Origin of the sequence: Wansuia hejianensis, from assembly GCF_014337215.1 — a bacterium.
GTDB lineage: Bacteria > Bacillota > Clostridia > Lachnospirales > Lachnospiraceae > Scatomonas > Scatomonas hejianensis.
Window position 1 is genome coordinate 2471415 of the sequence record NZ_CP060635.1, and the last position, 21460, is coordinate 2492874.

At 48.0% G+C, this 21460-nt stretch carries 20 protein-coding genes; 3 read left to right on the forward strand and 17 right to left on the reverse strand.

The genetic code is table 11. The annotated features are described in order from the left end of the window. Nucleotides 1–173 precede the first annotated feature (173 nt). Both H9Q79_RS11475 and H9Q79_RS11480 read left to right on the forward strand, forming a co-directional pair. A complete protein-coding gene (locus H9Q79_RS11475; protein WP_249328333.1) occupies nt 174–1955 on the forward strand; it encodes a sensor histidine kinase in 1782 nt (593 codons plus the stop codon). A 26-nt stretch (nt 1956–1981) separates the two neighbouring features. Continuing rightward, nucleotides 1982–3571, forward strand: a complete 1590-nt coding sequence (locus tag H9Q79_RS11480; RefSeq protein WP_118644179.1) for a response regulator — start codon at nt 1982–1984, stop codon at nt 3569–3571. Here the strand turns inward: H9Q79_RS11480 and H9Q79_RS11485 are convergent. The 16 genes from H9Q79_RS11485 to H9Q79_RS11560 form a co-directional block, all read right to left on the reverse strand. Further along, complete coding sequence (locus H9Q79_RS11485; protein WP_249329717.1) at nt 3561–4730, reverse strand: phosphopentomutase; 1170 nt, start codon at nt 4728–4730, stop codon at nt 3561–3563. The two genes, H9Q79_RS11480 and H9Q79_RS11485, sit on opposite strands and share 11 nt — an antisense overlap. Before the next feature lie 954 nt (nt 4731–5684). Then, nucleotides 5685–6641 (reverse strand): phosphoglycerate dehydrogenase, encoded by a 957-nt coding sequence (locus tag H9Q79_RS11490; protein ID WP_118644177.1) that lies wholly within the window; start codon nt 6639–6641, stop codon nt 5685–5687. Between the two features lie 20 nt (nt 6642–6661). After that, entirely contained in the window at nt 6662–7288 is a 627-nt protein-coding gene (locus H9Q79_RS11495) for a bifunctional 4-hydroxy-2-oxoglutarate aldolase/2-dehydro-3-deoxy-phosphogluconate aldolase (RefSeq protein ID WP_118644175.1), read from the reverse strand. Nucleotides 7289–7303: 15 nt separating this feature from the next. Then, nucleotides 7304–8260, reverse strand: coding sequence for a phosphotriesterase family protein (locus H9Q79_RS11500; protein ID WP_249328334.1), 957 nt, complete (start codon nt 8258–8260; stop codon nt 7304–7306). A gap of 31 nt (nt 8261–8291) precedes the next feature. Further along, on the reverse strand, nt 8292–8867 hold the full coding sequence (locus H9Q79_RS11505) for a glucose-6-phosphate isomerase family protein (RefSeq protein WP_118644171.1): 576 nt from the start codon (nt 8865–8867) through the stop codon (nt 8292–8294). A gap of 15 nt (nt 8868–8882) precedes the next feature. Then, nucleotides 8883–9818, reverse strand: coding sequence for a shikimate dehydrogenase family protein (locus H9Q79_RS11510; RefSeq protein ID WP_118644169.1), 936 nt, complete (start codon nt 9816–9818; stop codon nt 8883–8885). A gap of 24 nt (nt 9819–9842) precedes the next feature. After that, complete coding sequence (locus H9Q79_RS11515; protein ID WP_118644167.1) at nt 9843–10238, reverse strand: VOC family protein; 396 nt, start codon at nt 10236–10238, stop codon at nt 9843–9845. A gap of 98 nt (nt 10239–10336) precedes the next feature. Then, nucleotides 10337–10984: an HAD family hydrolase gene (locus H9Q79_RS11520; protein ID WP_249328335.1), complete on the reverse strand. Its 648-nt coding sequence runs from the start codon at nt 10982–10984 to the stop codon at nt 10337–10339. 102 nt (nt 10985–11086) lie between these two features. After that, the gene (locus H9Q79_RS11525; RefSeq protein WP_118644163.1) at nt 11087–11836 is read right to left on the reverse strand and encodes a GntR family transcriptional regulator; all 750 of its coding nucleotides are present in this window, start codon (nt 11834–11836) and stop codon (nt 11087–11089) included. A 138-nt stretch (nt 11837–11974) separates the two neighbouring features. Further along, entirely contained in the window at nt 11975–12652 is a 678-nt protein-coding gene (locus H9Q79_RS11530) for a hypothetical protein (RefSeq protein WP_118644161.1), read from the reverse strand. Then, complete coding sequence (locus tag H9Q79_RS11535) at nt 12649–13395, reverse strand: hypothetical protein (RefSeq protein ID WP_118644159.1); 747 nt, start codon at nt 13393–13395, stop codon at nt 12649–12651. The genes H9Q79_RS11530 and H9Q79_RS11535 overlap by 4 nt, the downstream gene beginning before the upstream one ends. A gap of 2 nt (nt 13396–13397) precedes the next feature. Beyond that, a complete protein-coding gene (locus H9Q79_RS11540) occupies nt 13398–14921 on the reverse strand; it encodes a xylulokinase (RefSeq protein WP_249328336.1) in 1524 nt (507 codons plus the stop codon). A gap of 17 nt (nt 14922–14938) precedes the next feature. Further along, nucleotides 14939–15895 (reverse strand): ABC transporter permease, encoded by a 957-nt coding sequence (locus H9Q79_RS11545; RefSeq protein ID WP_118644153.1) that lies wholly within the window; start codon nt 15893–15895, stop codon nt 14939–14941. Between the two features lie 20 nt (nt 15896–15915). Then, nucleotides 15916–17424, reverse strand: coding sequence for a sugar ABC transporter ATP-binding protein (locus H9Q79_RS11550; protein ID WP_118644219.1), 1509 nt, complete (start codon nt 17422–17424; stop codon nt 15916–15918). Nucleotides 17425–17598: 174 nt separating this feature from the next. Further along, nucleotides 17599–18744, reverse strand: coding sequence for a substrate-binding domain-containing protein (locus H9Q79_RS11555; RefSeq protein WP_118644151.1), 1146 nt, complete (start codon nt 18742–18744; stop codon nt 17599–17601). A 448-nt stretch (nt 18745–19192) separates the two neighbouring features. Continuing rightward, nucleotides 19193–19663, reverse strand: coding sequence for a hypothetical protein (locus H9Q79_RS11560; protein WP_249328337.1), 471 nt, complete (start codon nt 19661–19663; stop codon nt 19193–19195). Between H9Q79_RS11560 and H9Q79_RS11565 the strand changes: the two genes are divergently transcribed. Then, entirely contained in the window at nt 19646–20377 is a 732-nt protein-coding gene (locus tag H9Q79_RS11565) for a transposase (RefSeq protein ID WP_330597001.1), read from the forward strand. The genes H9Q79_RS11560 and H9Q79_RS11565 overlap by 18 nt on opposite strands. Before the next feature lie 512 nt (nt 20378–20889). Here H9Q79_RS11565 and H9Q79_RS11570 read toward each other — a convergent pair. After that, the gene (locus H9Q79_RS11570; RefSeq protein WP_249328338.1) at nt 20890–21390 is read right to left on the reverse strand and encodes a nitroreductase family protein; all 501 of its coding nucleotides are present in this window, start codon (nt 21388–21390) and stop codon (nt 20890–20892) included. Nucleotides 21391–21460: the final 70 nt, after the last annotated feature.

The window sequence follows — 21460 nt, forward strand, 5'->3', positions numbered from 1 at the left end:
AGTTCAATATGTTTTGGAGTATATCATTAAAAATTTTTTAAGTACATGAAAAACCCACCTATTTTTTGTATTATTCACCTATTTTTTATGTTTTTTTTATTTAATCTTTCCATTTAATTTATCAATTATTTCTTATATACTCTAAAATGGAAACAGAAAGAAGGAGACAGAAAATGCGGCGTTTTATTCATATTTATCACAATCTTTCCATTTATTATAAAATTTTACTCTGGATGCTCATCGTATCCATTGTCCCCCTGTCTCTCATGGCATTTCTCAATATTTCCAGGGTCAGGGGCATGGAAATGAGACGCTACAAGGCAGAAGTGAACAGCTCCCTCCAATGGATTGAGTCAATGGTCTCCACCGATATTTCAGATCTCCGCCAGAAATCCATTAACGCTTCCATGGAGGATCTGCTGATTGACCTGCTTGCCAATAACAGTTCCATCACCGCCCAGGATAACTATGAGCTGTATAAAATTCTCTATAATTTAAAATTATCTACTCATTGTGACTCCGCGGTAATTATCGGGCGTAACGGAATCTTTTCGTCCACCAGCTCTTCAACAGAATTGTCACGGCTGATGTTTTCACAATACAACCAGTACCGCGATACGCTGAAGCACACTAAGCAGCCCTATACCTGGGGAGAACCACTGTCCTGCGGCTCCATCTGGCTGCTTCCCTATATCCGTTTTATCCGCGATCCGGAGGATTTGAGAGCCGTGGGAATGATGAGCGTCAATTATGATACCTCCAGGCTGTCCGAGATCACGAGAAAACAGATCCGTTCAAAGCAGATACCGGCTTCTGATGTGCTAATCGTAAACAGCGGGACTATCATTTCCTCCTGGAATAAATCTTTGATTGGGACATCCATGTCGGACTTCGTCTCCGGTTATACGGGACAGGATTCTTTCGACGGAAATTACCAGAATGAACAATGCCTTTACCTGAGCTATCAGAACCCCTCCTCTTCTGATTGGGATTACATCGCTGTAATTCCCTATGATGATATTTATTCTTCTACAAGGAATGCCGTATCTTCTTTTATTATACTTCTGCTGCTGTGTATTGTGATTATCATTCTGCTGTCCTCCCAGGTCTCCTCCATCATTTCAAAGCCTCTGAAATATTTGTCAGACACTATGGCGGAGATCGGCAACAATAACCTGAACATCCCGCTGAAATATCCGAAATTTCAGGATGAAATCAGCCAGATGTGGAATCAGTTCATCACCATGACCGAACGCCTGAAGGAATCCCGCGAGGCTTCGGAAAAAGCACTGATTCAGAATCAGCAGCTGCATCTGGAGGCGCTCCGCGCACAGATCAATCCCCACTTTCTGTATAACACCTTTTCATCTGTAATTTACCTGATTGAAGAGGGAAAGCAGAAAGAGGCCACCGCTATGCTGGCTGCGCTCTCGCAGCTGCTGCATACCAGCATTAACCGCACCCGGGAATTTATTCCTGTAGAGCAGGAGCTTGGGCTGGTACGGAGTTATATGGACATACAGAAAATACGCTTCCATAATTCTTTCCGCTATATGATCGACGTAGATATGGATGTAATGAAGCTTCTTACCGTTAAAATTATTCTCCAGCCCGTTATCGAAAATGTACTGGAGCACGGCCTCAAGGATCCAGCCGACGGACAGACTCTCGTTATCATCCGCGGCTGGAAAGAGGAAGACCTGTTGATCTTTGAGGTGCTGGATGACGGCAACCGCCTGACAGAACAGCGGATGCTTGAAATCAACCAGCGGCTGGAAAGTCCTGTCCCGCCGCAGAGGGGACGTCATGGCATCGGCCTGAAAAACGTAAACGACCGCATCCGTTATGAATTCCCGGGCGACAAAAGGCTGGGGCTGCGCCTAATGATCCGGGGCCGCCGGACAGTCACACGAATCGTAACAAAAGCCAGACAGGACTCCCCACAAGACAATTAAAAGATATTTCCCGGAGGGTATTGACTATGGAAAAAATGAATCTCTTAATATGCGATGACGAGTGGATGATCCGCGAAAGTATCGTACAGACCGCTCTGTCCATGGAAGAATTCAACGTATTTACCGCCGTGACCGGCAGGACGGCGCTGGAGCTTCTGGAAGAGGAGGAGATTGACGGTGTAGTTCTGGATATGCAGATGCCGGAAATGGATGGAATCACCTTCTTACAGCACATGAAAAGCAGAAAAAAAGACTGTGCCGTGATCGTGCTGAGCGGCCACGACGAATTTGACTACGCACAGAAATGCCTTCACTATGGAGCCATTGAATATCTCCTGAAGCCGGTAACTTCTGAACAGATCCGGGATTTCCTGATGCAGCTTAAGGAAAACATCCTGCACAAGCGATCTTATATTTCTCAGCTGAACACCTACCGCCAGGAAATCGACAGCATCAAGCCCCTGCTGCGGGAACAGTTTTTTCAGGATCTGCTGCAAAAATCCCCAGACAATGAGACCATTCACCGTATGGAGCATTTTCTGGGCCTTCAGATCTGTTTTCCCTATTTAATCACTGCGGCCATACACATAGGGCATTCCGCCGCCGCTCCCGACGCTGCCGACGAACCGCTTCAGCTGTACACGCTGGGGAAACTGATCGGAGACCAGTTAAACCACGCTCTCTGCTCCCATATTTTTCATATGAACAGCGATACCATCGCGGTAATCGCAGGCGGATCCTCAGATTCTCTGGACGACGACCTGCTCTCTGCCTTTGACGAACTGGCTGCGTCGCTAATCAGCGACCTGCACCTGCGCATGAATATCGGCATCGGCGGCGTGGTCACCTCCGTCCGGCAAATCCGCGATTCCTATACGGAAGCTCTCTTTGCTTTAAACTATAACAATTATACGGAAATGGTCAGCATCATCAGTATTCACGACATTTCTGAACATTCCCCTTCCGAAAATGTTCACTGGGATTTGAAAAAATCGCTGGATAAGCTGACGGCAGCCTCAGCCACCGCCGATAAAAATGAGTTCCTTCTTAAGCTTCAAGAACTGCTGCAGCAACTTAAGGAGCATCGGGACATCAACCTGAACAGCGCCATCCATTACTGCTGTTTCATATCCTCACTGGCTCTGGGATGCTTGGACAAAAATGAAGAGCTTATGAACCGGAATCCCTATTTCGAAACCAGTTCTCAGACAACTCTCGACAGCCTCTACGCCTACACGGAACAGCTGCTGGAAGAAATCAGTGAAAGGATCAAAAGCGGCACGGAAAACAGAATCTGTCACCTGGCTGATGCCTGCTGCGAGATTCTGGAAAAAAATTACAAGGAAAAGCTTAACATCCGTGAGATCGCCAGGGAACTGGGAATCTCACGGAATTACCTGAGTACGATTTTCCGGAGCAAAACCGGATACAGTATAGTGGAATATTTAAACGGAATCCGCCTGGAAGCCGCGAAGCGGCTTCTGCGGAACAACGAACTGAAAATATACGAAATCGCTGAAGAAACGGGTTTTTCAGATACTTACTATTTCAGTAAGGTCTTCAAGACCCATACCGGCGTCTCCCCCAGCGATTACAGAAACAGCTTTATTGAATAGACAAGATCTGGTTCAGGAAGCTCTCCCCGGCACCGGGATTTTCCTGTCCGAAATAATCCAGTATTGAGGCAGCGATGTCGGCAAATGAAGCGCGCGTACCGATATTGCTGCCGGGCTTCAGCAGTTCCCCCGCCATGACCAGCGGCACATACTCCCTGGAATGGTCTGTAGAGGGCGTGCCCGGGTCGCATCCGTGGTCCGCAGTAACCATCAGAATGTCCTCACTTCTGAGAGCGTTCAGCAATTCCGGCAGGCGTTCGTCAAAATACGTCAGCGCCTTCGCATACCCGTCCACATCATTCCTGTGGCCGTACAGCATATCATAGTCTACCAGGTTCGTAAAGCACAGCCCGTCAAATTCGGCATTCATATGCTCCAGTGTCCGGTCAATCCCTTCCGCATTGCAAGATGTCCGTACAGATGAGCTGATTCCCTTCCCCGCAAAAATATCGCCGATCTTGCCGACGCCTCTGGTTTCTAAACCGCTCCGTTTCAACACATCCAGCATTGTATCTTCTGGCGGAACTAACGAATAATCATGCCTTCTTGCCGTCCGCCTGAAGGGATACTCTCCTTCAAAGGGTCTGGCAATCACCCTTCCCACGCCATACGGCCCCTTGCAGAGTTCCCGGGCCGCCTCACAGATCCTGTACAGCTCCTCCACAGGAATGACATCCTCATGAGCCGCTATCTGAAGCACACTGTCCGCCGAGGTATACACAATCAGATTACCGGTCCGGATATGCTCTTCGCCATAATCCCTGATTACTTCAGTCCCCGAATAAGGCCTATTGCAGAGTATCCCCCGGCCGGCGCGCCCCGACAATTCCTCCAGCAGCTCCTTCGGAAAGCCCTCCGGAAACAGCGGCATGGCCCGGCCGGAAACCAGTCCCGCAATCTCCCAGTGGCCCGTCGTCGTGTCTTTTCCCCTGGAGCTTTCCGCCAGACGCCCGAACGCACCTGCAGGCGCATTCACCCCTTCCGCCCATTCCATACCGTCAATATTAAAAAGCCCGAGCCTTCTCATATTAGGCATAGAAAAATACGGGCTGCCGGCCGCAGATCTCAGAGTATTGCTCCCCTCGTCGCCATAAAGCCCCGCATCCGGCAATGCCCCGATGCCCACACTATCCAAAACAATCAAGAAAACCCTTTTCATACTCAGCACCTCTTTACCGCTCAACACACCGTCTTCTTCTCTCATCCCTGGGGGAAAGACATCCATCCCTTCTGTAAACTGCGCAATGCTCTCCGCCCGCGCTGCCTTTTTCAACCATCTCACACCTGTTTCCACCCCTTTTTGCCGGTTCCGTGGGTATTCCGCAAAATACAGACAGCTTCATCCTTCAGTTCCAGCCCCAGCGTCTCTCTGCTGTTATTGCAGAAGCCAAACTGTATCCTCCCTACTTTGGGCCCACACATCCAGCCGGGCAAAGCGGAAAAGGAACGACTTGCGTTCCTCCGGCCCTGTTTGGGGCGGAAATTTCAGCAAAATGTCTCTGTCAGGATAATTTTTAGCAAAATTTGTATATTTTCAGGGACTTCCATCGCTTCTGCAAATAAAACAGTCTAAAAGCGTCCGCTCTTCCAATGGCTTCCCTTTCATTATATGATAAAAAAGAAAAGATATAGATTGCCAATAATAAAATTATAGCAACGACACTCCAAAAGAGCAACATCCCTTTCCACCTTATGGTTGGTGTTCTGGAATTCTGCGGCCGAACGACCGGAAATAAGAATTTCAGATGGAAGAAAAAAGAGTCTGTCAATGCTCAATGAATTCGCTGCCTCCGCTCCTGATAAAGCTCAGGCAACCAAGACCATTGAGGCACGTCAAAAGGAAATGGAAACAGTTAGCCAGCGCTTTGAAGTCCTGGAGTAATTTGTAGGAGATTTCATCTATACCAGCGAGCTTCTCACTGAATCAATAGACATTCTGCCACACTTTATACCCACAGGGCATACATTACAGGGTGCCCTGCGGGTAGGGTTTAATCATATCACAGATACCATTACTTGTCGATGCCAGCCTGCACTGGAATAAACGGTATGGCACCCTATGACACAATAACTGAATTCCTCCAGCAATGGGAATGAAATACTGGTTGTACTCTTACCTCACCTGAAATTGGCTACTTCCGTTTTGCAATACGTCCAATACATTTTGTGCCGCCATCAGGCTCATTTTGCTGCTCGCCTCTTTCGTAGCGGCGCCAGCGTGTGGCGTCAGAATACAATTAGGCAGTGTACAGAGTCTGCTTTCATAAGGAGGCTCCGCCATGGTCGCGTCCAGCCCCGCCCCACGGATCTCACCGTTTTTCAGCGCCTCATATAGAGCTTCTTCATCCACAATTCCGCCTCTTGCGGTATTTACCAAGATTGCATCTTTTTTCATCGCCCGGAATTGTGCTGTACTGAACATATTCTCTGTATCCGGCGTCAGCGGCGAATGAATCGTAATGAAGTCTGATTCCCGGATCAGTGTTTCCAGATCCACATATTCTGCCCCGCACTCCTTCGCAAATTTTTCATCCTGATACTGGTCATAACACAGAATTCGCATATTGAAACCCGTGCACCGCTTTGCCACACCTTTGCCAATCCTCCCGGCTCCCACAATCCCAACAGTCTTTTCCCACATCTCCACCCCGGAAGGGCGCACCTGGTTTTTACTTTTGATTCCGTTGTCCATATATGTCACATTCCTCGCACAGTCCATCATGAGGGCTACCGCCATATCCGCAACAGAATCGCCGTTTGCCCCGGGGGTGATTGTCACTGCTATTCCGCGGTCAGCGGCCGCCCGGAGATCCACCCTGTCGTAGCCCACGCCATAGCGGGAAATGATTTTCAGGTTTTTGCCTGAGCTGATCAGCTCACTGTCGTACTCTTCAAGCCCTGCAATCACTGCATCAGCTCCAGGCAGCTCCCTGCGCAGCTGTTCCGGGACGGGACCGTCTGCCGCCACCAGTTTTATCACCTCGCAGCCGTTGGCTTCCAGGAGCTCTACCGCCTTATGATCCGCCGTGCCGAAGGACCTCGCTGTCACCAGAACCTTGTACTTTTCCATATCTCCCAATGCCTCCTCTTCTAATCCCGGACGAGAGCAACCGCCTCGGCAGTTAACCGTTCAATCTCGTCAAATTTACCCTCCCGGACCAGGGAATCCTTTACCATCCAGCTGCCGCCGCAAGCAATGATCTTGGGATCCGCCAGATATTCTTTCACATTGCCGGCGTTAATCCCTCCGGTGGGCATAAAACGTATATTAGGGAAGGGCGCCGACAGCGCTTTGATCGTTTTCAATCCTCCGTACTGCTCCGCCGGGAAAAACTTTGCGACAGTCAGGTGATATTCCAGCAAAAACATCAGTTCCGTGGGCGTGCATATCCCTGGATAGATAGTAAGTTTATTTTCTACCGCATATTCTGTCACTGCGCGGTTAAAACCGGCAGTCACAAGAAATTTTGCCCCTGCGGCTATGGCCTTTTCCGCCTGTTCCACATTCGTGACAGTTCCCGCTCCCACCAGCATATCCGGAAATTCATCCGTCATTGCCCTTATGGAGGCTTCAGCGGCGTCCGTGCGGAAAGTGACTTCCGCCACAGACAGCCCTCCTGCAGTCAGAGCCTTCGCCAGCGGCACCGCGTCCTTTGCATCCTGGATTACGACTACAGGAACTATTTTCAATGTTTCAATTCTTTCATTTACGTTCATTTCTTTCCTCCATAGCTACCAAGCCAGAATTCTTCGCGGATTATCAACAGATATTTTCTGAATCTGATTTTCTGATATTCCTGCCTTCCTCATGGCCGGGACAAATGTATTCAAGATATACGCCAGCCCCACGGCGTCAGGATCGTAGGCTTTCAGCCGGGACCGGGTAGTGTCCAGGGAAAACAGCAGCTGTTCGCCGCCGCCCCAGCTCAGCACCCTCTTCATCAGCTCCAGCTCCGCCTCATCGCTGTGGTATTTGAACCGCCCGATCGTATCAAATTCCAGCGAAACGCCGGCTTCCAGAACCTGAAGAAAAATGTCCGTATCGCCGCACGCTCGGTCCATATGGCAGAAATAAACCATTTCCAGATTCACCCCCCGCTCTCTCAGGAAATCCAGCAAAATTAATGGTGAACTGCCCTTTTCAATATGTACCATCATCGTGGCTCCTGTCTCCGCCTGGGCGATGGCAGCCGCCCCGAACAGTGTCCGGTAAGTACCCTCCAGATTACAGATATCTAACGCGGTCTTAATGATGCCTGCCGCTGCCCCGCCCTGCCTGGGACGATATTCCTGGTCCGTACCTGTGAACATACCCTGGGTCAGCTCCCCGATACAGAACTCTGCCAGATCCTTTTCGCTGACAGAACGGATCCAGTGGGTTTCCGGATAAAACTGGAGCTTGTGAAAACCCGTGGATGCGATGATATGAACCCCACTTCTCACCGCGATCTCTGTCAGGCTTTCAGAATCCCGGCAGCAGCCGCCCGGCTGGGCCTCTACCAGCGCGCTTCCGCCGGCTCTCCTGTAAGCAACCGTCTCAACCAGAGACTTCTCCAGGTCATCAATGCAGAGCGCCGGATTGATTTCAGAGGACCGCCCGCGGCTTAGCATGATATGCTCATGGCACTGGGTGAACCCGATATTTTCCGGTTCCACATTACCCAGTACCGTATGTATACTTTTTTTCATCGGAAGCTCCTTCCGCATGCCTTCTCGTGTCTCACCACTTCGGATTCGGCACAACCGCTGTCTCTCCGCCCTTTTCAACTACCATTTTGTGATAGCCCTTTGTCTCAATGGTGCCATAATCATGTCCGGCATCAGCCTGGAAGGTAAAAAACATAACCAGTGGATCTTTCCCGGTGTTCACCGAGCGGTGGGCGTACCTTCTGGGCACATACAGGGCCTGCCCTTTGACCAGCGGCATTTCCAGAGTATCTCCCTCCGGATTTTCCATAACCATACAGCCCTCACCGCTTAACGTATAGTAGACTTCCGCAGTTGCCAGCTTCGTATGAAAATGACCTTTTGTCATAAAATATTCGTTTCCCACCTTGCCGGGATAGAGAATTGTTGTTCCGAAAGCGAGATCCCCTTCCCTCTCCGGAAATCCCAGCTCATAAAACTCATAGATCAGCGGATCTTCCGTCTTTAGAATTTTTTCCGCCGCCGCGGAATCATAATACATATCCTTCATCTGGGAAAGATACCGCCGGGTAGGCTCCGCTTTCTCAGAAAAACCTGCAGCCAGATCAAAATCTACATAAAAACTGTGATCCCAGTCAAAATGATTCATTTCCTTATCCTCCTGTTAAGCATTTTTTGCAACTTCGCTGAGCATCAGAACTTTTTCCGCAATATTGTCAATATGGAACACTTCTGCCACCACCTGTGTCCAGCCGTGGATGAAGTAAATCCATCCGTCTTCTATGTAAAGGTTTTTCTCCTTCTCCTGTGCTTTCGCCTGCTCCATAAATACCAGCTCTCCCCGGTAGTTAATTTCCCACACCAGGCTGTCTTTTGGAAAAGAGCACCGTTCTGTGAGGGGCGAGCCAGGGGCATCCTTGCCGAGCCCGGTTGCGTTGACAATCAGGGAATGGGGCTTCAGGGATGCCAGAATCCTGTCGTTATCCTCCGGTGACGGGGTATGTAAATATTCGAATTCGATCGCAGGATTCAGTCCCTCCAGAATCTTCTTCGCTGACTCCAGCCGTGGGAGGCTTCGGTTGGAAATGATGATCTTTTTCGGAATATCGTCACCAGATTTTTCCTGGCCGAAATACAATGACATGGCCAGGGCTGCCCCGCCTGCACCCATTAAAAAGGTATCTCCACCATGCTCTTTCCAGTAGTTTTCCGGAACAAAATGCTCCAGAGCCAATCCGCTGGAAATCGGGTCTTTCGCATGGCCGCAGAGCTTTCCATCCTTTTTGGATATGCTGGAAATCTCACCGAGCTTCAGCGCGAAGGGGTCCAGGTATTCAAAGAGATCCTTGCAGGCATTATATAAATCAATCTTATGGGTCGTTACAAGAGCTCCCATGGACAGCGGGTCTTTTTTGATGAATTCCACCGCTTCTCTGTAATCCTCTCCAGGAGAATGGGGTTTAAAATCAATGCCTTTGATCTCAGCATCCAGCCCCAGAGCCTCCGCCCATTTGGGAAATACGCGCATGATGGAGGATTTACCTGTCGTCACGCCAATAAAGTAAATCGTTGGTTTTACTGCCGGTTGTACATTTAACATAGTCACTCACCTCATTTATATATTTTATAATTTTTCATTCAGTTCTATATGCTCCTGATCCGGTCCACGGAACATCACCCATTTGGAACCTCCCTGGAATGTCTGGGGCGCATGAGTGTATGACCCTTCCTCAAATTCTATTCCTTTTTCCTTCAAAATCCCCATCACTTCGTCAATATTTTCCACGTTCATGGCGATATGGTCGAACCAGCCATCCTTCCGGTCGATGGCAAATGGAAACTGAACCAGCTCGATCACGCTGTTTCCGCTTTTCACGAATTTGACCAATACCTCTCCTGCTTCACACTGATTGACAGATTCCCAGATCAGCTGAAATCCCAGCTTTTCTGTATAGAAAGCAAGCGATTTCTGAATATCATTTACATACAATCCTACATGGGCAAATCCTTCCATCTTCATGTTTTCACATCCTTTCTGTCTTTACGATGTAATGATGTATTGTTATAACATTATAATATAACATTAAAATCAAATTGTAAATAGCTTTTACACCTTTTCTAAACATATTTCAGAAGATCCGTCAATTTTTCCACTATATAGGTCGGCTTCATCACACAGGATATATAATCTGCATCTCCATACCATCCAAAGTGAAACTTTGCAAAGCAACTGTCATACCCCATTTCCCTGGCCAACTCAATATCTTTCTCCGCATCCCCCACGTACAGAATACGCCGTGCATCCAAAGACTTCTCTATACGCCTGCAGCGCCCCGTCTTGTCAATAGAAACATAATCTGCACCGGATATGGCATCAAAAAGTTGTTCCAGGCCGTGGGTGACCAGCATGCGCAATGTTACGGCTTCCATTGAGTTTGTCAGCAGCGCCGTCCGGACCCCTCTGGCTCTCAGCACTTCCAGCGTCTCCCTGACGCCTCCGGCGGCGGGGATTTGTATGGCCAATCCGTCCACCTGTGTCTTGCAGAAATAATCCAGTTTTTGAAAGAGTCTCTGCAAATCCTCTTCTGCCACTCCCACACTGTCAAAGATCTCCCGGACTGTCGCCCCAAGCCCCTTTTCCACTTCTTCCCTGGTAACTGGCTTTACATATTCATTGAGAAAACGGTAAAATACTTCCTGATGAAATACTTTTGAATCCATCAGCGTCCCATCCATATCAAACATTACCAGATCATATCTGTTCATTCTCATCTCCCCTCCCCGCCAGGGCCATGCATCACGGGGTAATCTGGAGTATAAAAAGAGATCCCGCCTGCCCTGTACCTGACATTTGGGATCTCTCTGGTTTCATTTTTCAGTAAATACGGTTACTTCAAAACTGCTTCTGTCTCCGCGGTATCTGGCAAGAGAAAACTCAATCGGCTCCCCGAATGCGTTGAATCCAACAGAGGTAAAAAACTGAATGGGTTTCCCTTTTTTCATGTTGAGCTTCTCCGCATCGCTGGCCGTGGCCTCCACAGCTTCCACCAGACGTTTCACACAGTGTACCTGTACGGAATTATCTCTGGAAAGAACAGAATACAATGATTCTTTTTCAAAGTCATGTTCCATGACGAAGGAACATCGTTCATAAGGTAGATACGTTTTCAATACAACAATAGGGTCATCGTCGGCATACCGTTTCCGTTGCAGATAAATCACCTTATCTTCCGGCTGGATCTTCAGGCGGTCCGCCACCTCAGGCGTCGCTTGAATTACTTTAAAATCCAGTACCTCCGTATGCGGCGTTCTCCCCGTCCTCCGTATCTGGTCATTATAGGATTCCAGCTTTTGGATAAAATCCTGATTGATTTTAGGCTGCGATACAAAGGTTCCCTTACTTTTCACCCTGTACAGCCATCCTTCCTGAACCATCTCGGCAATAGCCTGCCGCACAGTTGTGCGGCTGATATCAAACATATCGCTCAGTTCTTTTTCCGTCGGTATCGCACTGTCTTTCGGATAGGTGCCATTCTTGATCTCAGCCATGATTAACTCTTTAAGCTGAAAGTATAACGGAACAGGTGTTGTCTTATCCAGCTTTTTTTCAAGCAGCATATTTCCTCCCCCGGCATGGTTGCTGCAATCTTACAGCATACAATTGCCTGTCAATGTAGGATTGTAGTATCTTTAATACTTATATTAGCATAAATTTCCCTTTTGTCAACACGCCCTGCCCCTTGATCCGTCCTGTGTTCAGGCTTCTTTATTCAATTCTTTTAATATTTCAAAACCGGCCGGGGTATTCACCCTTGTAACACCAGCATTGAGCATGTCCAGAAACCGGCCGGCTTCTGCTACATTCCCCGCGCCGATCACCTCGAAGCGTCCGGCTGCCGCCTCTACAAAGTCCTTCACCTGCTCAATCGTCGGCTCCGGAATATCATAGGGCTTAAAATCCGCTGAAATAACCATGCCTTTCACCTTCGCCTCCGCAGCCGCGTCACAGACTTCTTTCATCTGCTCTTTACTGAATGCACTGATTTCAGTGACAATTTTCACCGGTATGGCTCCTGCTGCTGCCACCAGGGATTTCAGCTCTTCTCTCATCATGTCTGAGTGGCCGCTCAGATAAGTTCCCACCTGCATCACAATATAGAATTCATCAATGTGTACCGGCTCCGCCAGCATGTCTTCAATCTCCTGTACCTTCTGAAAGGTCAGATATGCGCCTGAGGGATATGACAGTGCACAGTCTATGCGGACGCCGTCTTCCGGCTTCAGCAGGCTGTTTACAAGAGGCAGCCCGGAGGGGCCAACGACTACGGTGTTAGCGCCGGCCCGGAGAGCCTTGAGTACCAGATTCTCAAGCTGCATATCTCCTACTTCATATAACTGAATATTGGAAAATTCCATCTTATCCGCGTATTTCATTCGTCCAGCCCTCCATATAACTTCAGCTGTCGCTGCATATAGCTTTCCACAATGTCCAATGTGCTGGCCGTATGGATGACCTGGCAGCCCAGCTCCACATATTTTTCAAACTGTTCCAGTGTTCGGATATTGCCGGACGGATGAATATCAAAACGGTTGGGGAAATGACGCTTGATCAGCATCACTTCCTCATAAGATACTCCCAGCTTACAACCCGGATTTACTTTTACGGAATATACACCCGCTGCATCCAGCGCCTTCAGCACCTCGATCATCTCTGTATCGCTCAGGAGAGTGGCCGGTATGACAAAGGCATTTTTATAAAATTTTCCGTCAAATTCTTTCATGATGGCCGCGGCCTCTCTCTCCACATCGCTGTAACGGTGGGAAAAGACCGCCTGCCAGTCAAGACACACACAGGTATCCTCTACCCCCATGTTCAATAGATTTTCCAGATCCTGCAGCTTCTTTTTCAGCGTCATCCTACCCAGAGGATAGGACACCGCCGCGTGGAGCCGGATGCTCCCGCCGGTTATTTCCCGGATCATTTTCACAAATGTCGGCTCTGTATCGAAGGCTACAGGTTTAAAACCGGTATCCAGCAGGCGGTACAAAGCTTTCTTCACATCCTCTTCTGTCTTGGTCAGGCCCTGTACTCCAAAATGGCATCTCGCAACCAGCGCGGCGCCTTCCTCCCGTACCCGTTTCGCGATGGCCGTGTTTTTTATTTTGCTGAAATCCATGTCTACTTCTCCTCCTGCACTTTTGCCATATGTTTAAAAGATGGCTGCAGCACATCATGCAGCTCACAGAATACCTGATAAGATTTGTCGTAAATTTCTCTGTTGGCAGGATTCGGCTGGTAGGTCTTTTTCACCTTGAGCAGCCGGTCGGCTCCTTTTTCCAGATCGTCTACAAACCCTACGGCAACAGCTGACATGAGCGCTGCGCCCAGGACACCGCCCTCATCTGCTTCCAATGTGCAGATGGGCACGTTATATATATCCGCCTTAATCTGATTCCAGGTATCGCCCTTCGCAGCTCCGCCAGAATGATATACCATCTGTATCTTCTCCCCGTTAGCCTCGAAAATGTCAAGGGTACGCTTGAACTCAAAGGCTACGCCTTCCAGCAGCGCCCGCACCATATGGCCGATGTTCTTCTCCAGGGACAGTCCGATGAAACAGCCCCGGGAATCCGCACTGCCCATGGTACGCTCGCCCATCAGATACGGCAGGAAATAAAGCCCGTCCGCTCCTGCCGGGATCTGCTCCGCAAGCTCACACAGGCAGGCGTAATCGTCTTTTCCCTCTTTTCTGGCTGCCTCCGCCTCTTTCTTCCCCAGGTTATCCCGCAGCCAGCGGAATGCACCACCCGCGGAATCAATATTTCCAAAAGGAACCCAGCCGTCCAGCACATGACGGAGATTCATAATCCGTTTATCCATGACCGGTTTCTTCGTATATGCCTGAATTGTAGCTCCTGTGCCAGTGATATCTACCACGCTTCCAAGCTTGTTCATTCCAGACACATAAAGCATGCTCAGCATGTCTCCTCCGCCTGTAATCACAGCCGTCTGCGTGCTGAGGCCCGTCTCCTGCGCAGCCTTCTCACTGACATGCCCGATGATCTCATAGGCCTTTTTGATTTCCGGAAGCTTTTCCCTGTCGATGCCCAGGGTGCCGATCAGGAGGTCGGACCACTCGTCCGTCTCACAGTTCATCGCAAAAGAGCCGGAAGCCTCCGACGGATCGATACACGTTTTACCAGTCATTTTGAAATTAATGTAATCCTTCGGCGTCAGAAATTTATCGGCAGCTTCATAGACCTCCGGCTTGTGATCCTTCAGCCAGCGTATTTTCACTCCATGCCAGGAGGCGATCGGCGCATTTGCCGTCTCGCGGTACACATCCCCGCTCAGATGCTCCGCCAGATCCTCAGCGATTCTGCTTCCTCTCTTATCGCAATACAGCTGTACATCTTCTTCCACCACAGAACCGTCCACCCTTACGGGAACTGCCCCATGCATGTGGGCGCAGCATCCGAAAGCAGCCACGTCCCCGCCGGATACGCCTGCATCCTTCAGCACCTTCTGTATGCTATCTCTCACAATCTTCCACCAGGATTCCGCTTTCTGGGTCGCCCACATTGGCTTCGGAGTGTCCACATACTGCGGCGTATTCGTCTTAGCCACCAGATTCATGTTCTGGTCATACAGCTGAACTTTAATCGATTGTGTTCCTACATCAGCTCCAATGATATACTTCATAATCGCAGTTACCTCCTTCACTTGCTTTTTCTGTTCTTCAGCTGGTCGATCACAACGGCAATCGTGATCAGGACACCGGTGCTGATCTCCATGATAAACGAATTGATGCCAAACTGGATGCCTACATTGTCAATCAACGTCATGAGCACAGTGCCCAGCGCCGTACCGAATACGGCCCCCTTTGCCCCTGAGAGAGAGGCTCCGCCGATGACCGAAGCTGCTATCGCATTCATCTCATAGCTCTGACCCGCAGTCGGAACCGCACTGTTAATCCTGGCCGCCAGCATGACGCCGGCAATTCCGCAGAGGAACCCCGCAAACCCATAAGTCATATAAACTGTCTTCCGGATCGAAATGCCGCAGAGCTTCGCCACTTCCTGCCCACTTCCCAGAACATAGATATTCCTTCCAAAGGTAGTATATTTTAAAATCAGAAACCCTACAATTACAACCGCAATCCAGAGCCAGGCCAGATACGGTATTTTCAGGAAGGAGCCTGCGCCCAGATATGTGAATTCCTGCTTCAGCCCGGCAATGGTGCCCGCGTTGCTGATGACTTTAATCAGCCCCCGAATGATCGTCATGCTGCCCAGAGTGGCAATAAACGGAGGTACGTTCAATTCATTGATGATAATCGCATTGTAAAGCCCGCAGACAATTCCAACCAAAATCGCTATCAGAATGGAAGCGGCGATAGGCAGTCCCCATCTCGCCTGTCCCATGGCTACCATCAGAGTGCTCATGCCGACGATGGCGCCGCAGCTCAGGTCTATGCCTCCCGTAATGATAATCATGGTGGCAGAGATCGCAATGACTCCATTGATGGAACACTGCTTCAGAATATTCATAAGATTGTATTCTGTGAAAAAATTTGCGGTTCCAAAGGTGGCTATCAGGAACAGCGCCAGAATAATCAATATCAGTGAAAATTCTGTTCTCCGAAAAATACTGAAATCACGCTTTTTATCTTTCATGTCAATTTCCCCCAATTGTTTTATTCAGATGTCGATGCCATCTTCAGCATCGTTTCTTCCGTGACTAACCCCAGTTCTTCTCTGTTCAGCATGCCGGTGATTCTTCCTTCTGCCATGACAATGCAGCGGTCCGACAGTCCCATGACCTCCGGCAGATAGGAGGATATGAGGATGATACCTTTTCCTTCCTTCACCAGCTGTTCCATGATTTTATAAATCTCCTGCTTTGCCCCCACGTCGACGCCAACCGTCGGCTCATCAAAGATCAGAATATCAGGGCCTCCGCAGAGAATCTTAGAAATTACAACCTTTTGCTGATTACCTCCGGACAGATTTTCCACCTTTTGTTCTATATTGGGCGCTTTAATATTGGTTTTTTCTTTATATTCTTCCGCGCGCTTCCGTTCCTTTTTCAGGTTAATGAGGCCGAATCTGCTGATCTCATCATAAGAAGCTGCGTTAATATTCGTTTCAATACTGAGAGGAAGCGCCAGGCCGTCCAGCCTCCGGTCCTCCGTCAGGAAACCAATTCCCTGGCGGATGGCATCCCTTGGACAATTGATTGACGCCTTCTTCCCTTTTATGTAGATCTCTCCTGCCTCCAGTTTTTCCAGCCCGAAAAGCGCACGCATTACCTCGCTTCTTCCCGCTCCAACCAGTCCGGAAAACCCCAGAATCTCCCCTGCCTTCAGACGGAAGCTGATATCCCTGAAATACTTTTTGTGGCTCAGGCCCTCGACTTTCAGAAGCTCTTCACCTGACACCGCATGGCTGATATTGTATATATCACCGATCTCACGGCCTACCATCATAGACATCAGCATGTCTTTTGTGACATCGGCGACATTTTTTGTATCCACATATTCGCCGTCCTTCAGAACAGAAACGGTATCACAGATTTCTATGATCTCCTCCAGCCTGTGAGAAATATAAATAATGCTGACTCCCTGGCTCTTCAGTTCCCGTATATATCGAAACAGGATTTCCACCTTATCGTTTTCCAAAAGTGCCGTCGGCTCGTCAAATATCACAAGCCTGATCGTATCATTCACTGAAATCTTACTGATCGTAACCATTTCCTGCATTGCTACGGTCAGATTGCTGATTTTTTCCCTGGGATCTATGTCAATCCCGAACTTATCCACTACCTTCTGGCTGTCCGAATACATTTTCCTCCAGTCCACAAAACCGGCCCTTGTCTTCGGAAGCCTACCAAGAAAATAATTTTCCGCTATACTCAGCTCTTTCGCTATATTCACGTGCTGGTAATTGGCGAACATCCCCAGCTCCTTACTCTCCACCGGGTTTTTGGGGGATTTCCATTCTCCGTCACAGTTAATGCTGACCGAACCCTCATCCGGAGATTCCACACCCATAATGCACTTGATCAGTGTTGACTTTCCAGCCCCATTTTCTCCCAGAAACGCCCGGATTTCCCCCTTTTTGATCGTCATGTTGATATGCTTAAGCGCTTTCACACCCGGATAGCTTTTGCTGACATTTTCAATTTTAAGAATCGTATCCTCCATAATAAAAGCCACCACCTTCTCAATCATTACATTGTGAGCCGCGCACTATAGACGAAATCATCTAAGGGCACGGCTCATATATTATTCTGAAACCGCTGTTTCCTGCTGCTGCAGCCAGGCCGCAGGAGACTTAACTGCAGCTATAATTGTAATTCTTATTTTCTCATCCGTCTTTTATTTTGCCAGAATCTTCGGATTCAGCAGCGCCTGGCTTTCTTCGGTGTCCATATTCTCAGCGGTTACAACCTGGGAAGTACAGTCAATATGTTTTTCAGTCTCTGTATTCTTACCGGTCTCCAGGTATGTATAAGCATTCATAACCGCATTATACCCCTGCTCATATGGCGTCTGAACGACGATTGCATACAGGTTTCCGTTCTCCAGGGCTTCTATCTCAAGGCTGTCGGAATCAACGCCGATACCAACTACCTTATCGCCCATTCCTGCGCTGCCCAGAGCCAGTGCAATGCCGTCGCCGGATACATTATTGCCGCCGTACAGGCCGATCAGCTCATCTCCGTATGTTGAAATCTGTGTCTCCACATTGGACTGAGCGTTATTCACATCATTTTCATTATAAAGCGTGTCCAGGCATTCCAGATCCGGAGCGTGCTCCGCCATATAAGCCTTGAAACCGTTCATGCGCTCTTCGAGAGTCTCTACAACCACTGACATATGCATGCCGATTTTACCCTTTGGTTCAATTCCGCGCTCGTCAAACGCCTTCAACATAGCTGCCGCGGCTGTCTCGCCGATCACAGTATTGTTGCAGTAGTAATGTACGCCGTAGAAATCATCATAATTATGAGAATCTCCGCCTTCCAGACCCATACTTACAAAGTTTACATAGATACCGGCATTCTGAGCCTCCTGAGTTTTCGGAACGGTTCCGTCCGGAGCCAGGGTGGCTGTAATGATTGCGTCCGGGCTGGATGCGATGACACTTTCAAATGCTTTGATATAGGCGTCAGTCTCTGATTCAGAAGCCGGACCGCTCACGGTAAAATTGATTTTAACTCCCTTTTCTTCTTCCAGATCCAGGATAGCATTGCGGATTCCTGTCTCCGCATACTGCCAGTATTCGGATTCAGTAGAGGGTGACAGATAGACAAAGTCATATTCCTTTGACGATGCCCCCGATGTTGATGCGGCAGATGATGCAGATGATGCGGCCGACGAAGCGGCTGATGATGACGAGGCGGCTGACGACGATCCCTTCGAAGATGCCGACCCGGACGTCTCCGCGCTGTTGCCGCAGCCAACCATTCCCGCGGTCATAACAGCTGCCAGCAGGATTGATAATAACGCTTTTCGTTTCATATGTAACTCCTCCCTATTTAATTATATAGTAATGTTACTTTGTTATGACATATTCTAGCATGGGGGCTTTTGTTTGTCAACATATAATCTGATAATTTGTGCAGGGTTTTCTAATTTTGCACAGATCCTTTGTGCGAATTCACCAAAATCCATAATCTGCTTTTGCTTCGCTAGAGTTGGTGATAGTGCCTCCGGTAGACGAGCGGCTGATAACAGAAATAAAGAAGAGTTGTTAATTTTATAAAATAGCAATCTCTTCTCTATTTACAACATTATTATTTCAATCCAGCAGGTTCTACCCTGACATATGTATTATAACATATCAATATAAATATTTCAATAAAGTTGTTAATATAAAGTTTCCGCAGTTTTATCCACTCACCTTTTTTTACTGCCTCCCTTATACACAACTTTCAAAAAATCCCCAAAATATGAGGATTACCTGTGGTTAATTGTACATCAAATACTTAACAAATGAAATGGAAAATTTTAACTTTCTCAAATAAATTCCAAATGTCTTTCTAAACCAGAACGGAAATTTACCGCTGACACGACCTACGGTATGCTTGTCGCCAACAGCTGCCTGCTGACGGATGTTACGGATCAGCTTCCCGAAAATTCCAAAAAAATAAATGTTGTTGATCCCCTTTCTAAACATCTCTACCGTGGCGTTCCTGGGCTGACGGCAGCTTCCTATCTTCAAACCGTTAAAAAATGGGTTCCTGATGAACCGGTAATTCACATCGATGACAGCGATGTCGTCAAACCCGATGGTTATCATTTTTAGGCTCTCGGTATCGTCCGCGATGGTTCTGAAAGCACCTCCACTAAAAATGTTTACAAGAAAGGTTACCATGTCACGGAAGCCTGTGTCCTTACAAAAAGCAATCACCCGGTCAGCATCTTTTCCAGAATCCACTCCTCTTCCGAGAAAGATTATAAATCTGCTAATAACATAACCTTTGAGGCCATGCAGCAGGGAGCTGCTCTGTTTGACCATGCAACGTTTGCCATGGACCGTGGCTATGATGACAATAAGATGTTTTTAAAGCTGGATGAGCTTAAACAGGATTACGTGATCCGGCTCAAATCGAACCGCAAACTTTTTAATCCCAGTAAATGGACCCCTGCAACAGAACTCCGTAACCGTCGCAAAGGCAAGGTGAAAACCAGTATCTTCTACAAAGTGAAAGATCATGATGCATACCTTTCCCATGTAAAAGTACAGATCACGGCATCCAGAAAAGATATTTATCTCGTGTTGGTTTATGGTATTACAGAACACCAGATGATGCTTGCCACTAATAAAGAGATCCGTTCAAAAGAAGATGTCATCTGGATGGCACGGATCTACTTTTCCAGATGGAAAATTGAAGAGTATTTTCGCTGTAAAAAGCAGGTGTTCCAGTTTGAAAACTTTTGTGTACGGAAACTTCGTGCGATCAATGCGCTCAGGGTTTCTATTATAAAATCAGCAAATCCAGTGAAGGAAAAAGTTCTCTTCTGCTATTACCGACTGGCAAAAGGTATCTCAGGCATACTATCGTATGCAAAAGAGGGTGTCAGGCTCTGGTTCCGGACGAAACGTCCAACATACCGCCAACTCTGTCTGCCCCAAGCAATCTTTTCTTGACTGCCCTGAGTAATTCTGTTATATTGATCTCAAGGAACAATCGTGGTATAGGATAATGTTGAATCAATATAAAAATTTCAATAAAGTTGTTAATAGCCAATTCAGGTCTTTTCTTGATTGTCATGATAAATTCTGTTATATTGATCTCAAGGAACAATCGTGGTACAGGATGGTGTTGACCTCATTTTACATAGAGTGGGGGTGGGGCTTATGAAAAACAAATTCAGCTTCAACGACTTGATACAATTCGGATTATTTTTGATTGCACTACTGACATTCATTTACTTGATTAGTCATTAGCATCGCATAGAAAAACCACCCTTGAAACTTTGGCAGATGTCAGGGTGGTATTTTCTATCTCTTTCGCAGGTCAAACCACTTGTGGGCGGTTGCATCCTTCATGTTTATACCATAACAGATTCCAGAAATATATTCAAGATTTTTTTGCGGTGTGTATTTTCGTTTTACTGATAACTACAATTTATAATAGCATATCTGACTGGAAAGAACAGTCAATATCTATTATAGTGTACCTTTGTCTCATCATACCTGTCCTCTGCTTCACGGATCTCGTCCGGATAGCCCACCGCCAGGATCGCAAATGGCTTCACATGCTCCGGCAGCTTCAGAATCCGAGACACCTGCCCCATCCTCTCCTGATCCGGCGCAACACCCATCCAGACAGCTCCCAGTCCCAGCTCCACAGCCTCCACCAGGATATTTTCACAGGCCGCCCCCAGATCCTGTTCAAAAAACTTAGGATGGCTCATCGCTCCACAATTCCCCAGCGGTACAATCGCCAACGGCGCATGCTCCGCCGGCTTCGCATAGGGACTGGTCCCTGCAAGCTCACCGAGCACTCCCTCATCGGTCACAACCACAAATTCCCACTCCCTCTGGTTGCAGGCCGTGGGCGCCGACATACCTGCCCTCAAAAGAAGCCGGATCTCCTCTTCCCCAACCTTTTTCTCTTTAAATTTCCGAATACTTTTTCTGTCAAATATACTGTTCATCTTACACCTCCATAACCGCCGCCAGAAACAACATCCAGCAAAAAATGTCTTTATAATATTCTTAAGTATA

What these genes read in the sequence shown, in the direction of transcription:
- H9Q79_RS11475 (WP_249328333.1), top strand. Translation starts at nt 174, where the DNA reads ATGCGGCGTTTTATTCATATTTATCACAATCTTTCCATTTATTATAAA.
- H9Q79_RS11480 (WP_118644179.1), top strand. Translation starts at nt 1,982, where the DNA reads ATGGAAAAAATGAATCTCTTAATATGCGATGACGAGTGGATGATCCGC.
- H9Q79_RS11485 (WP_249329717.1), bottom strand. Translation starts at nt 4,730, where the DNA reads ATGAAAAGGGTTTTCTTGATTGTTTTGGATAGTGTGGGCATCGGGGCA.
- H9Q79_RS11490 (WP_118644177.1), bottom strand. Translation starts at nt 6,641, where the DNA reads ATGGAAAAGTACAAGGTTCTGGTGACAGCGAGGTCCTTCGGCACGGCG.
- H9Q79_RS11495 (WP_118644175.1), bottom strand. Translation starts at nt 7,288, where the DNA reads ATGAACGTAAATGAAAGAATTGAAACATTGAAAATAGTTCCTGTAGTC.
- H9Q79_RS11500 (WP_249328334.1), bottom strand. Translation starts at nt 8,260, where the DNA reads ATGAAAAAAAGTATACATACGGTACTGGGTAATGTGGAACCGGAAAAT.
- H9Q79_RS11505 (WP_118644171.1), bottom strand. Translation starts at nt 8,867, where the DNA reads ATGAATCATTTTGACTGGGATCACAGTTTTTATGTAGATTTTGATCTG.
- H9Q79_RS11510 (WP_118644169.1), bottom strand. Translation starts at nt 9,818, where the DNA reads ATGTTAAATGTACAACCGGCAGTAAAACCAACGATTTACTTTATTGGC.
- H9Q79_RS11515 (WP_118644167.1), bottom strand. Translation starts at nt 10,238, where the DNA reads ATGAAGATGGAAGGATTTGCCCATGTAGGATTGTATGTAAATGATATT.
- H9Q79_RS11520 (WP_249328335.1), bottom strand. Translation starts at nt 10,984, where the DNA reads ATGAACAGATATGATCTGGTAATGTTTGATATGGATGGGACGCTGATG.
- H9Q79_RS11525 (WP_118644163.1), bottom strand. Translation starts at nt 11,836, where the DNA reads ATGCTGCTTGAAAAAAAGCTGGATAAGACAACACCTGTTCCGTTATAC.
- H9Q79_RS11530 (WP_118644161.1), bottom strand. Translation starts at nt 12,652, where the DNA reads ATGAAATACGCGGATAAGATGGAATTTTCCAATATTCAGTTATATGAA.
- H9Q79_RS11535 (WP_118644159.1), bottom strand. Translation starts at nt 13,395, where the DNA reads ATGGATTTCAGCAAAATAAAAAACACGGCCATCGCGAAACGGGTACGG.
- H9Q79_RS11540 (WP_249328336.1), bottom strand. Translation starts at nt 14,921, where the DNA reads ATGAAGTATATCATTGGAGCTGATGTAGGAACACAATCGATTAAAGTT.
- H9Q79_RS11545 (WP_118644153.1), bottom strand. Translation starts at nt 15,895, where the DNA reads ATGAAAGATAAAAAGCGTGATTTCAGTATTTTTCGGAGAACAGAATTT.
- H9Q79_RS11550 (WP_118644219.1), bottom strand. Translation starts at nt 17,424, where the DNA reads ATGGAGGATACGATTCTTAAAATTGAAAATGTCAGCAAAAGCTATCCG.
- H9Q79_RS11555 (WP_118644151.1), bottom strand. Translation starts at nt 18,744, where the DNA reads ATGAAACGAAAAGCGTTATTATCAATCCTGCTGGCAGCTGTTATGACC.
- H9Q79_RS11570 (WP_249328338.1), bottom strand. Translation starts at nt 21,390, where the DNA reads ATGAACAGTATATTTGACAGAAAAAGTATTCGGAAATTTAAAGAGAAA.